The organism is Cellulosimicrobium cellulans (assembly GCF_007679345.1).
Taxonomy (GTDB): domain Bacteria; phylum Actinomycetota; class Actinomycetes; order Actinomycetales; family Cellulomonadaceae; genus Cellulomonas; species Cellulomonas cellulans_A.
Window position 1 is genome coordinate 156,981 of sequence record NZ_VEGH01000002.1, and the last position, 12,273, is coordinate 169,253.

Sequence of the window (12,273 nt, forward strand, 5' to 3'; positions counted from 1 at the left end):
CGCCGCGTCAGCCCCGGTCGCCCGAGCCCGGTGCGTCCTCGGGCGGCGTGCCGCGCAGCGTGGCCTCGTCCTGCGCCTCGGTGAGCTCGTCGACCACCAGCAGGTCGCGGCGCACCTTGCCCGTGCGGTAGCCCGCGCGGCCGACCAGGTGCGCCGCGACGGGCGCCGTCAGCATCTGGAACAGGGCCACGAGCACCAGCGCCCACACCGCCCCGCCGGAGCGCAGCCGGAGCGACAGCCCGATGAGCACCAGGATCAGCCCGAGCACCTGCGGCTTCGTCCCGGCGTGCATCCGGGACAGCAGGTCGGGGAACCGCAGGACGCCCACGCCGGCGGCGAGCGCGAGCAGCGCGCCCCCGATCAGGCAGATCGACGCCACGACGTCGGCGACCACGTCCCAGTCCCAGCTCATCGGTCGCTCCCCTCGTCGTGCGTGCCGCGGGCGGCGGCGTCCTGGTCCGCGGCGGTGTCCTCCGCCGCCAGCTCGTCGCCGTCCGACCCGCCGCCGTGCTCGCCCGACCCGTGCTCGTCCACGTGCGGCTCGTCACCGTGCTCGCGCCGGTCCTCGTCGGGCACGACCTCGGCGCGGCGCGCCTCGTCGCCGTGGGCGGCGTGCTCGGCGCGGACCTCCTCGGGGTCCGACGCGGGCCGGGGGGCGTCGGTCGCGGCGCCCTCGGCCTCGCGGGCCCGGCGCGCGCGGCGGGCCTCCTCGGCCTCGTCCTCGGCGCGGATCCGCTCCGCCTCCTCGGCCGCGATCTCCTCGCGGGTGCGGACCCGGCCCTCGCCCGCGGGCTCGACGGACGCGAACCGCGCGATCGTGGTGGAGCCGACGAAGCCGACCAGGGACAGCACCACGAGGATCGGCACCACGTCCGCGCGACGCTCGGCCGAGGCGTAGAGCGCGACGGCCGCGACCACGACGGTCACGATGATGTCGAGCGCCACCGTCCGGTCCAGCATCGACGGCCCGCGCTCGGCGCGGATCAGCGCGAGGACCCCCGCGACCGTCAGCAGCGCGGCGCAGATCAGCAGCACGGCGGTCACGCGCGCACCTCCTGGCGTCGGGACGACCGGCCGCCGGGCGTCAGGCCCGCCTCGCGGAGCTCGTCGTCGGAGGCGAACGCACGCAGCACCCGCTCCTCCTGGTCGAGGACGTTCTGCCGGGCGCGCTCGACGCCGCCGGACTGCTCGACGTCGAGGACGTGCAGGTAGAGCATGCCGGTGAGCCGGTGCGCCTCGACGACCAGCGAGCCGGGCACGAGCGAGCAGAGCTCGGCGGTCATCGTGAGGTACAGGTCGGAGTGGTTCCGGAGCTGGACGCCGATCACGGCGCCGCGCGGGGTGTGCCGCGGCCGCAGCGCGACCCAGGACACCTCGACGGACGCGTGCAGCAGGTCCCAGGCGAACCGCCCGATCAGCACGAGCAGCGGCCAGGGGCGCACGGTGCCGTGGAAGTCGATCGGCGTCATCCGGAGCAGCCCGGTCACCGCGACGGCGATCACGGCGCCGGCGAGCACGTTGCCGACGGACAGGTCGCCCCAGAGCAGCACCCAGACGACGACGAGCCAGACCATGGTCGGCCACTGGGCGGCCAGCTTCTTGCGGCGCGGGTGCAGGCTCACGCGTCGTCACCCCCGTGCGCCACGTCGACGGACTCCCCGGAGCCGCGGCCGCCCTCCGGCAGCACCGACTGGATGTACACGGACCGGTCGGCCAGTGCCCCGGCGGCACGCTCGGCGTAGCCGTACAGCGGGCCGGCCCCGACGGTCAGCGCGAGGCCCAGCACGACGAGCGCGGCGGCGGAGCCGACCATGCCCTTCGGCAGCGTGGCGTCGGGCAGCGGCTCGGGCGGCGTCTGCCAGAACGCCTTGTTCCACGCCTTGATCAGCGCGTAGAGCGTGAGCAGCGAGGTGGCGACACCGCCGACCACCAGGGTCAGCGCGAGCCACGAGCCGTCGGCGACGCCGGCCTGCAGCAGGCCCACCTTGCCGAGGAACCCGGACAGCGGCGGGATGCCGCCGAGGTTCATCGCCGGGATGAAGAACAGGATGGCGAGCACCGGGGCGAGCTTGGCCAGGCCGCCGAGCGAGTCGAGCGACGTGGACCCGCCCCGCCGTTCGATCAGCCCCGCGACCAGGAACAGCCCGGTCTGCACGATGATGTGGTGCGCGACGTAGTAGATCGACGCGGACCAGCCGGCCTCCGAGGCGAGCGCGATGCCGAAGAGCATGTAGCCGATGTGGCTGACCAGCGTGAACGACAGCAGTCGCTTGAGGTCGTCCTGCGCCACCGCCCCGAGGATGCCGACCACCATCGTGGCGAGCGCCGCCCACATGAGGACGTCGTCCATCCGGCCCTCGGGGAACAGCAGGGTCTGGGTGCGGATGATCGCGTAGACGCCGACCTTGGTGAGCAGGCCGGCGAACACGGCCGTCACCGGCGCGGGCGCCGTCGGGTACGAGTCGGGCAGCCAGGCCGACAGCGGGAAGATCGCCGCCTTGATGCCGAACGCGAGCAGCAGCAGCACCTGGAGCAGCAGCCGCACCCCGGGGTCGATCTCCGGCAGCCGCTCGGCGAGCTGCGCCAGGTTGACCGTGCCCGCGGCCGCGTAGGTGAGGGCGATCGCGATGAGGAACAGCAGGGACGACAGCAGCGCCACGACCACGTAGATGCTGCCCGCGCGGATGCGCTCACCGGTCCCGCCGAGCGTCAGCAGCACGTACGAGGCGGCCAGCAGGATCTCGAAGCCGACGTAGATGTTGAACAGGTCGCCGCTGAGGAACGCGTTGGCGACGCCCGCGGCCAGGATCAGGTACGTCGGGTGGTAGATCGAGACGGGCGCGGCCTCGTCGCCGTCGGCCTCGCCCTGGGCGAGCGAGTACAGCTGGACGCAGAGCGTCACCGCCGCGGACACCGTCAGCATGAGCGCCGACAGCCGGTCCGCGACGAGGTCGATGCCGACCGGTGCGGCCCAGCCGCCGATGTCGACCACCAGCGGGCCGTCGTCGGCGAGGACCAGGAGCGTCGCGGCGACGACCAGCACGATGCTCAGCGCGATGACGCTGATGATGCGCTGCAGCCGCGGCCGCCGGTACAGGGCGAGCGCGAGGCCGGCGCCGAACAGCGGGACCACGACGGGCAGCGGCACCAGCCAGGTGTACTCGGTCATCGGCTGCCCTCCCCGCGGTCGTCGGTCGGTCGGTCGTGCTCCCCGGCGGCGCTCCCGACGCCGGCCGGCGAGGGGCCGCCCTCGTCCGTCTCGTCGCGGGTCTCGGCGGCCTCCTCGTCGAGGGTGGTCGTCGACTCCTCGGTGTCGTCGTCCTCGAAGGCGCGCTGGTCGCGGGCGGCGAGCCGGGCGATGCGGCGGTCCTCGACGTCGTCCTGCACCTCGTCGTGCCGGTGCAGCTGCCAGGACCGGTAGGCCATCGCGAGCAGGAACGCCGTCATGCCGAGCGTGATGACGATGGCGGTCAGCACCATCGCCTGCGGCAGCGGGTCGGCCATGTCGCGCTCGAGCTCCAGCCCGACGATCGGCGGCCGGCCGGCGGCGCCGCCCGCGACCAGGAACAGCAGGTTCGCGCCGTTGCCGATCAGGACGACCCCGATCAGCACGCGGGACAGGCTGCGCTCCAGGAGCAGGTACACGCCCGCCGTCACCAGGACGACGATGACGCCGACCAGGACGAGGTTGGGGCTCATGTCGATCATCGCGGGCCCTCCCGGTCGTCGTGGTGCTGCGGGGCGACCCGCCCGGCGGCGACCGCGTCCACCCGGACCTCCTCGGCGGGCTCGGCGTCGCCGCCGACCGCCTCGGGGTCGCCGTCCTGCTCGGCCTGCCGGTCGATCTCGGCGCCGAGGCTGCGGAGGATGTCGAGCACCAGGCCGACGACGACGAGGTACACGCCGACGTCGAAGAACAGGGACGTCACCAGGTGGATGTCGCCGATCAGCGGCAGCGAGACGTCGATGATCCAGGACTGCAGCACGGTGCCGCCGAAGATGAGCGCGCCCAGGCCGACGCCCGCCGACAGGAACAGGCCGCTGCCCAGCAGCAGACCCGGCTGGACGGGGGCCGCCTCGCCGAGCTCGTACCGGCCGCCCGCGAGGTAGCGGACGATCAGCGCGATGCCCGTGACGAGCCCGGCCGCGAACCCGCCGCCCGGGGCGTTGTGCCCGGAGAACAGCAGGAACAGCGAGTACACGATCATCGTGTGGAACAGCAGCCGGACGACGACCTCGAAGACCACGGACCGGCGGCGCGGCGCCAGCGTCCGGCCGGCGCGGAGCCACTCGCGCGGCTGGTAGCCGGCGCGCGCCTCGACCGGCTTGCGCAGCGCGGCCTGCGGGTCGTCCTCGCTGCCCCACACCGCGCGGTGCTCGGGCGCGTCGCCCGCGCGGAAGATCGCGCCCGACCGCTTGCGGAGGAACACGAGCGAGGCGACGCCGGTCGCCGCGACCAGCAGCACCGAGATCTCGCCCATCGTGTCCCAGGCCCGGATGTCGACCAGGGTCACGTTGACGATGTTCTTGCCGCCGCCGAACGAGTAGGCCTCCTCGGCGAAGTCGACCGACACCGGGATGTGGATGCGCGCGCTCGGCACGATCAGCGCGAGCGCGCCGACGGTCAGGCCCACCGACAGCGCCACGACCAGGCGGACCCAGCGGGACGCCACCAGGGGCCGGTCGGAGAAGTACGGGGGGAGCCGGCGCATGACGAGCACGAACACGACGAGGGTCACCGTCTCGACCAGCACCTGGGTCAGCGCGAGGTCCGGCGCGCCCTGCAGCAGGAACAGCGCCGCGATGCCGTAGCCGGACACGCCGAGCAGGATGACGGCCTTGAGCCGACGGCGCGCGCGGGCGACCAGCACGGCGGCCACCGCGACGAAGGCGCCGATCACGAGCTGCGCGGGCCGGTCCCAGGCCCGGGTCTCCGTCGGCAGCGAGGTGAACCGCACCAGCGGCACGCCCACGGTCACGACGAACACCACGAGGATGCCGCCGAGGTAGAACGGCAGCGAGCCACGCTGGGTGATCGCGGTGACGTCCGCGGCGACGTCGTCCAGGCGGCGCATGAACCGGCGGTAGAGCCGGTCGGCCTCGGGGACGTGCGGCACGGCGGCCTGCGCCGCCTCGACGGGGCCCCGGGCCAGGAACAGCAGCACGCCGACCGCGAGCACGACGACCGTGATCGCCAGGGTCGGGGTGAAGCCGCCCCAGAGCAGCAGGTGGCCCGGCTCGCCCTCGGGGTACCGGTCCGCCTGGGGCGCCAGCAGATCGTCGCCGACCTTCGGAGCCAGCGCGACCACGAGCCCCAGCACCGCGAGCAGCATCGCCGGCCACACGAGGAGCAGCGACGGGCGGCCGACGGCGGCGGGCTCGGCCCGGTCGTCCTCGGCCGGGGCGTCGAGCTCGGGGACGCTGCGCTCGTCGCGCGCGGCGGGCTCGTGCTTCGCGGCCCGCGCCTCGCGGGCGAGGGTGAGCGCCTTCACCGCGGCGGGCGACAGCACCGGCTTGGTGGCGAACGCGCCCCACCACAGACGCAGGCCGTACGCGACGGTCAGGGCCGACCCGACCGCGACGAGCACGAGCACGACGAGGTCCAGCGGGTGGCCGCCGTGACCCAGCGCCTCCAGCGCCGCCTCCTTGGCGACGTACCCGGCGAACGGCGGGGCGCCGATCATCGACAGCGTGGCGAGCGCGCCCGCGACCGCGGTGATCGGCAAGGCCCGGCCGACGCCGGACAGCCGGCGCAGGTCGCGGGTGCCGGTCGCGGCGTCGACGACGCCGACCACGAGGAACAGGGCGGCCTTGAACATGGCGTGCGCGCCGACCAGGGCGAGGCCGGCGAGCGCCGTGGCCTTCGTGCCGTAGCCGACCAGCAGCACGATCAGGCCGAGCTGGCTGACCGTGCCGAACGCGAGGATCAGCTTGAGGTCGTGCTGGCGCAGTGCGCGGTAGCCGCCGAGCAGCAGCGTGCCGCCGCCCATGACGACCACCATCCACCGCCAGGCCGGCAGCTCGGAGTACGCCGGGGCGAACCGCGCGACCAGGTACACGCCGGCCTTCACCATCGCCGCCGCGTGCAGGTACGCGGACACCGGTGTGGGCGCGGCCATCGCGGCCGGCAGCCAGAAGTGCGTCGGGATCAGCGCGGCCTTGCTCATCGCGCCGACCAGCAGGCAGACCACCGCGGCCGTGACCATGGCGCCGTGCGGCGGGTTCGCGAGCGTCTCGGAGATCCGGTACGTGCCCGCGGCCTCGCCGAGCAGGATCACGCCGACGAGCATCGTCAGGCCGCCTGCGGTCGTGACGACGATGGCCTGCATCGCCGCCCGGCGGCTGGCCTTGCGCTCGTGGTAGTGCCCGATGAGCAGGTAGGAGAAGACCGTGGTCAGCTCCCAGAACACGAACAGCAGCAGCGTGTCGTCGGCCGTGACCAGGCCGAGCATCGCGCCGGCGAAGGCGACCAGCACCCCGCTGAACCGGCCGAGACCGCTCGCGCCCGCCTTGAAGTAGGCCGAGCAGTAGACCAGGACGATCGCGCCGACGCCGCCGACCAGCAGCGACATCAACCACGAGAGCGTGTCCAGCCGGAACGACAGCTCCATGCCGAGGCCGGGGATCCACTGGACCACCTGGGTCGGCCCGTCGCCGTCCAGCACGCGGCTGGTGAGGGAGAGCGCCCACACCGCCACCGCGGCGGGGGCGAGCGCGAGCACCCAGAACGCCTTGCGGCCGATCCACGCGACGAGCGCGGGCGCGACCAGGGCAGCGACGAGGTGCACCGCGAGGAGCTGCAGCACGTCCGCTCCGTCCTGTCGTGGGCGGGTGGTCGGTCGGTCGGTCGCGCCGATCCGGGCCCACGGTGGGCCTGGGGCGCCCGCGGCGGTTCGACGGCTGTGGTGTTGTCAGCGGGCAGGTACAGGGACGCACGGCGGCACCGCGCGCGCAAGCGTGCGGAGGCCGACCGTGGTCGAGGGATTACCTGGACTCTATCAAGTGATGGCGCAGCACCACCGGGCGGCGGGCGTGTGGGACCTCACCCGGGACCTCCGGTCGCGGGGTCGCCGCCCCGGGCGATTAGCGTGACCACGTGGACCTGCTGCGGATGACCTGCCTCGTCGTGGTGCTCGCCGCCACCGTCGTCGGGGTCGCGACGTTCGCTCTCGGCGCACGGCGGCTCACCCGCACGATCCGGGTCGGGCGACCGGCGCCCGGCCGGCTCCGGCCGGTGGGTCGGCGGGCGTGGCTCGTCGTGCGGGAGATGGTCGGGCACGGCCGGTTCCAGCACACGCCGGTGGTCCGCGCCGCGCACTGGGTCGTCATGGTGTCGTTCCCGGTGCTGTTCTTCACGCTGGTCGCCGGGTACGCGCAGGTCGTGGACCCGCGGTGGGCGCTGCCGCTGCTGGGGCACCTGGCGCCGTGGGAGTGGCTCACCGAGGGGATCGCCTGGCTGTCGCTCGCCGGGATCCTCGCGCTGATCGCGGTGCGGGTCCGCCGGACGCCGCGGGGGCTTCCGGCGACGCCCGCGCGCGCCGTGGCGGCCGTCGGCGCGGGGACCGGCGACGGATCGGGGCCGGTGGCGGACCCGGGGTCCCTGCCGCAGCGGCGGTCGCGGTTCTTCGGCTCGAGCACCGCCCAGGCCGTGGTCGTGGAGGCGACCGTGCTGCTCGTGGTCCTGGCGGTCCTGCTGCTGCGCGGCCTGGAGCACGAGCTCGCGGTACGCGACGGTTCCGCGCTGGCGAGCGCCTGGCACTTCCCGACCACCGCGTGGATCGGCGGGCTGTGGTCCGGGGCCTCGACCGGTGCGGTCGAGGCGGCCGTCGTCGTGTGCGCCACCGTGAAGATCCTGGTGTCGATGGCCTGGTTCGTCGTCGTCGGGCTCCAGCCCACGATGGGCGTCGCCTGGCACCGGTTCCTGGCCGTGCTGAACGTGTACGCCCGCCGGTCGGCGTCGGGCGCGCCGGCGCTGGGACCGCTGGAGCCGGTGCGGGTCGGCGACGTCCCGCTGGACGTGGCGGCGCTCGAGGACCTGCCGGACGACGCCCGGCTCGGCGCCCGCGCCGTCGAGGACCTGACCTGGAAGCAGCTGCTCGACGTCTCGACCTGCACCGAGTGCGGGCGGTGCCAGGACCAGTGCCCCGCGTGGGCGACCGGCAAGCCGCTGTCCCCCAAGCTGCTGACGCTGGCGCTCCGGGACCACGCCGCCGCGACGGCGCCGTACCTGCGGGCCGCGCGCGGCGGCGCCGACGTCGAGCCCGGGCACGTCGACGTCGACCTGGTCGCGTCCGGCGTCATCGACGCGGAGGCGCTGTGGGCGTGCACCACCTGCGGCGCGTGCGTCCAGCAGTGCCCCGTCGACATCGAGCACGTCGACACCATCGTCGACATCCGGCGCTACCAGACCCTCATGGAGTCGGCGTTCCCCGCGGAGCTCGGCGGCACGTTCACCAAGCTCGAGCGGCGCGGCAACCCCTGGGGCCTGCCCGCGCGGCAGCGCCTCGACTGGGCGAAGGGGCTGCCGTTCGACGTGCCCGTCGTGGGGGCGGACGTGGCCACGGCCGCCGAGGTCGACTACCTGTTCTGGGTCGGCTGCGCGGGGGCGTACGAGGAGAAGGCGAAGCGCACCACCCGGGCCGTGGCCGAGCTGCTGCACACCGCGGGCGTGACGTTCGCGGTGCTCGGCGACGGCGAGGGCTGCACCGGCGACCCGGCCCGGCGCGCGGGCAACGAGGTGCTCTACCAGATGCTGGCCTCGGCGAACGTCGAGACGCTGGCCGCGGCGGAGGCACGGGCCGTCGTCGTCACCTGCGCGCACTGCTTCAACACGCTGTCCCGGGAGTACCCGCAGCTCGGCGGGCGGTACGACGTCGTGCACCACACCGAGCTGCTGGACCGGCTGGTCGGCGAGGGGCGGCTGACGCCGGTGGCGGCGCCGGACGCGCAGGCGCAGCGCGTGACCTACCACGACCCCTGCTACCTCGGCCGGCACAACGAGGTCTACGAGCCGCCGCGCGAGCTGCTCGCCGCGCTCCCGGGGGTCGAGGCCGTCGAGATGCCGCGCACGCGGGAGCGGTCGTTCTGCTGCGGGGCCGGCGGGGCGCGGATGTGGATGGAGGAGTCCCTCGGCACCCGCATCGGCACCGCCCGGGCCGAGGAGGCGATCGCGACCGGCGCCGACGTCGTCGCGACCGCGTGCCCGTACTGCACGGTGATGCTGACGGACGGCGTGGCGGCGGCGGGCGGCGCCGGCGCGGGCGGCGCGGCCGCGGGCGGCGCGGGCGGGGCGGACGCGGGCGGCGCGGGCGGGGCGGACGCGGGCGGCGCGGACGCGGGCGGGGCGGACGCGGGCGGCACGGCCGCGGGCGGCACGGCCGCGCAGCCGGGCGTCGACCGCGGCGCGGTCGGCGTCCCGGAGGTCACCGACATCGCCCTGCTGCTCCTGGACCGCGTGCGCGCCGCCCGCTGACCCGCTTCACCTCGCCGAGCGCTGCCATCTCGCCGAGTCTGCAAAACGCGCCTTTGCAGGAGCGGGCGCTCACAGGCCGGAAGCGGAGAGTCGGCGGGAGGGGTGGCGCGGGAGGAGAGTCGGCGGGAGGGGTGGCGCGGCGGGCATCGGGGTGGCGGGGCGCAGGGGTCAGCGCGGGGCGGAGCGGCGGGCGCGGACGGCCCGGACCGCCACCACCACGCCCGTCAGCACCAGCAGCACGCCGATGCCCTGCAGACCCGGGGAGTCGTCCGCCTCACCGGCGACCACCGCCGCGGCGCCGAGCAGGACGGCGAGGGCGGCGAGCACGTACGACATGGGGACCTCCGGGACCGACGCGCGCGGCGGGTCCGCGACGCACGATCGACTGTCGACCGCGATCGATCGACGGTCAACCGATCGCACGAGACGCACGCACACCCTCCACCGACCGCGGTGCTCCCGCCGCGCCCCACTCCCGCCGCGCACCGCACCGCCCCGCGCACCGCACCGCGCACCGCACCGCCGAGGTCGCAGAACCCGCGGGGTTCCCGCGCCCGGAAGCCCGCGCCTTCTGCACGCTCGGCGTGGGCGCCTCGCGAGAGGCCTCGCGGGAGGGCGGGTCAGAGGGCGGTGGCGCGGCGGAGGGTCACGAACGAGACGAGCGCCGCGCCCACCGCGACGACCGCGCCCACCGCGGCGGCGTGCTGGGTGCCCGCGTCGAACGCCAGGCGCGCCGACTCCAGGAGCGCCTCGCCCGTGCCGGCACCGACCTCGCCCGCCACCCGGGTCGCGCCGCCGAGGGTCTCGGCCGCGGCGTGCGCCTGGTCGGTCGTCAGCGTCTCCGGGAGCGCCACGCGCGCCCGGTAGGTCGCGTTGAGCACCGAGCCGAGGATCGCGACGCCCAGGGTGGTGCCGAGCTCGTAGGCCGTCTCGGAGATGGCGGACGCGGCGCCGGCCTTCTCCGGCGGGACGGCGGTGGTGATCTGGTCGTTGGTCAGCGTCTCGGCGAGGCCGACGCCCAGGCCCATCACCACGAACGTCACGGCGACCGTCGCCGGCGTCGGGACGTCGCCGACCAGGGTCAGGACGCCGTAGCCGACGGCGGCCAGCAGGAAGCTCGACCCGATGAGCACGCCCGGCCGGACGTACCGCACCAGCCGCACGGCGAGCAGGCCCGCGGCGACGGACGCGACGAGCCCCGGCAGCAGCACCAGGCCCGCGTCCATCGGGCTGAGCCCGGCGGCGAGCTGGAGGAACTGGGACACGATCACCAGCAGGCCGGAGAACCCGAGCACCGACAGCAGGTTGGCGGACACCGCGCCGGAGAAGACCGGGTTCGTGAACAGCCGGACGTCGAGCATCGGGGAGGCGAGCCGCCGCTGCCGCCGGACGAACGCCCACCCCGCGACCAGGCCCACGAGCACCGAGGCGCCGGTGGTCGGCGTCAGGCCGTGCTCGCCCGTCGCGATGATCGCGTAGACCAGCGGCAGCATGGTCGCGAGCGCGAGCACGCTGCTCCACGGGTCGAGCGGGCCGGGGGCGGGGTCCTTGGACTCGGGCACGAGCGCCGCGGCGAGCGGCAGCAGCACCAGGAGCACGGGCACGTTGAGCAGGAACACCGAGCCCCACCAGAAGTGGGTGAGCAGCGCGCCGCCCACGATCGGGCCGAGCGCGGCACCGCCCGCGAAGCCGGACGCCCAGACGGCGATGGCGAGCCGCCGCTGCGCGCGGTCGAGGAACACGTTGCGGATCAGCGACAGCGTGGACGGCATCAGCGTGGCGCCGAACAGGCCCAGCGCGGCGCGGGCGGCGATCAGCATCGCCGGGCTGGTCGACCACGCCGCGAGCAGCGAGACGACCGCGAACCCGGTCGCGCCGATCATCAGCAGCCGCTTGCGCCCGACGCGGTCGCCGAGGCTGCCCATCGGGACCAGCAGGCCCGCGAGCACCAGCGGGTACGCGTCGACGATCCACAGCAGGTCCGACCCGGACGCGCCGAGCGCGGCCGTGATCGACGGCAGCGCGAAGCTCAGGACCGTGTTGTCCACGGAGATGAGCAGCACCGGGAGCATGAGCACGGCCAGCACCGCCCAGGGGCGGACGGGACGGCCGCGGTGCTGGAGCGGCGCCGGGACGGCGGCAGTGGGACCGGTGGTGACCGGGGCGGACATGACGACCTCGTTCGTTTCGTACGTGCGGACCGACGGAACTGTACCGTCTGGACGGTAAAGCGTCACGGCCGGTACGGTCATTCCCATGTCCGCGACCCGCGACCGCCTCCTCGACGCGTTCGAGGGCCTGCTGATCGCGCACGGCCCGCGCGCCGCCACGCTGGACGCGGTCGCCGCGGCGGCCGAGGTGTCCAAGGGCGGGCTGCTCTACCACTTCCCCAGCAAGGCCGCGCTGGTCCAGGGCCAGCGCGAGCGCCTGGCGGGGCTCGGCGAGGCCGACGTCGCCGCGATGCGCGCGGCGCCCGAGGGCGCGAGCGAGTACTACCTGCGCGAGTCCCAGCAGTCCGGCGGGCCGCTCGACCGCGCGCTGATCGCCTTCGCCCGGCTCGCGGAGGAGGCGGGCGGCGACGCCACCGCCGTCCTCGACGACCTGCGCCGGCACTGGTTCGAGGCGCTGGCCGACGAGCTCGGGGACCCGGCGCTCGCCCACGTGGTCCAGCTCGTCGGCGACGGCATGTACTACAACGCGGTCACCGGGGTGCGGGACGACACCGCGCTCGCCGACGCGCGCGCGGTGCTCGGCCGGCTGCGCGGCAGGGCCTGAGCGCCCGCACCCGGGGACGACGACGG

The 12,273-nt window shown here is 75.0% G+C and carries 10 protein-coding genes; 2 read left to right on the forward strand and 8 right to left on the reverse strand.

Annotated features, from left to right (window positions below):
• Positions 1-7: 7 nt before the first annotated feature.
• Genes mnhG through FS882_RS03085 form a run of 6 tightly spaced genes read right to left on the reverse strand, consistent with a single transcriptional unit; the run spans position 8 to position 6,806 of the window.
• Complete coding sequence (mnhG, locus tag FS882_RS03060; RefSeq protein ID WP_158370718.1) at positions 8-412, reverse strand: monovalent cation/H(+) antiporter subunit G; 405 nt, start codon at positions 410-412, stop codon at positions 8-10.
• A complete protein-coding gene (locus FS882_RS03065; RefSeq protein ID WP_158370720.1) occupies positions 409-1,044 on the reverse strand; it encodes a monovalent cation/H+ antiporter complex subunit F in 636 nt (211 codons plus the stop codon). The genes mnhG and FS882_RS03065 overlap by 4 nt, the downstream gene beginning before the upstream one ends.
• Positions 1,041-1,622, reverse strand: a complete 582-nt coding sequence (locus FS882_RS03070; protein ID WP_158370722.1) for a Na+/H+ antiporter subunit E — start codon at positions 1,620-1,622, stop codon at positions 1,041-1,043. The genes FS882_RS03065 and FS882_RS03070 overlap by 4 nt, the downstream gene beginning before the upstream one ends.
• Positions 1,619-3,169, reverse strand: coding sequence for a Na+/H+ antiporter subunit D (locus FS882_RS03075; RefSeq protein ID WP_147795228.1), 1,551 nt, complete (start codon positions 3,167-3,169; stop codon positions 1,619-1,621). Before FS882_RS03075 ends, FS882_RS03070 begins: the two co-directional genes overlap by 4 nt.
• Complete coding sequence (locus FS882_RS03080) at positions 3,166-3,708, reverse strand: Na(+)/H(+) antiporter subunit C (protein WP_158370724.1); 543 nt, start codon at positions 3,706-3,708, stop codon at positions 3,166-3,168. The genes FS882_RS03075 and FS882_RS03080 overlap by 4 nt, the downstream gene beginning before the upstream one ends.
• Positions 3,705-6,806 carry a Na+/H+ antiporter subunit A gene (locus FS882_RS03085; protein ID WP_158370726.1) on the reverse strand — a complete coding sequence of 1,034 codons (3,102 nt, stop codon included), beginning with the start codon at positions 6,804-6,806 and terminating at the stop codon, positions 3,705-3,707. Before FS882_RS03085 ends, FS882_RS03080 begins: the two co-directional genes overlap by 4 nt.
• Before the next feature lie 305 nt (positions 6,807-7,111).
• Here FS882_RS03085 and FS882_RS03090 point away from each other — a divergent pair, with 305 nt between their 5' ends.
• Positions 7,112-9,472: a (Fe-S)-binding protein gene (locus FS882_RS03090; protein ID WP_158371214.1), complete on the forward strand. Its 2,361-nt coding sequence runs from the start codon at positions 7,112-7,114 to the stop codon at positions 9,470-9,472.
• Between the two features lie 168 nt (positions 9,473-9,640).
• On the opposite strand, the gene FS882_RS20825 is transcribed toward FS882_RS03090, so the two are convergent.
• Both FS882_RS20825 and FS882_RS03095 read right to left on the reverse strand, forming a co-directional pair.
• Positions 9,641-9,808, reverse strand: coding sequence for a hypothetical protein (locus FS882_RS20825; protein WP_187365107.1), 168 nt, complete (start codon positions 9,806-9,808; stop codon positions 9,641-9,643).
• A gap of 284 nt (positions 9,809-10,092) precedes the next feature.
• Complete coding sequence (locus FS882_RS03095; RefSeq protein WP_158370728.1) at positions 10,093-11,643, reverse strand: MFS transporter; 1,551 nt, start codon at positions 11,641-11,643, stop codon at positions 10,093-10,095.
• Positions 11,644-11,728: 85 nt separating this feature from the next.
• On the opposite strand from FS882_RS03095, the gene FS882_RS03100 reads away from it, so the two are divergent.
• Positions 11,729-12,247, forward strand: a complete 519-nt coding sequence (locus FS882_RS03100; protein WP_158370730.1) for a TetR family transcriptional regulator — start codon at positions 11,729-11,731, stop codon at positions 12,245-12,247.
• Positions 12,248-12,273: the final 26 nt, after the last annotated feature.

Bases quoted from the DNA above. Each gene is read 5' to 3' on its own strand.
- FS882_RS03090 (WP_158371214.1), top strand. From the start codon at position 7,112: ATGACCTGCCTCGTCGTGGTGCTCGCCGCCACCGTCGTCGGGGTCGCG.
- FS882_RS03080 (WP_158370724.1), bottom strand. From the start codon at position 3,708: ATGATCGACATGAGCCCCAACCTCGTCCTGGTCGGCGTCATCGTCGTC.
- FS882_RS20825 (WP_187365107.1), bottom strand. From the start codon at position 9,808: ATGTCGTACGTGCTCGCCGCCCTCGCCGTCCTGCTCGGCGCCGCGGCG.
- mnhG (WP_158370718.1), bottom strand. From the start codon at position 412: ATGAGCTGGGACTGGGACGTGGTCGCCGACGTCGTGGCGTCGATCTGC.
- FS882_RS03095 (WP_158370728.1), bottom strand. From the start codon at position 11,643: ATGTCCGCCCCGGTCACCACCGGTCCCACTGCCGCCGTCCCGGCGCCG.
- FS882_RS03100 (WP_158370730.1), top strand. From the start codon at position 11,729: ATGTCCGCGACCCGCGACCGCCTCCTCGACGCGTTCGAGGGCCTGCTG.
- FS882_RS03075 (WP_147795228.1), bottom strand. From the start codon at position 3,169: ATGACCGAGTACACCTGGCTGGTGCCGCTGCCCGTCGTGGTCCCGCTG.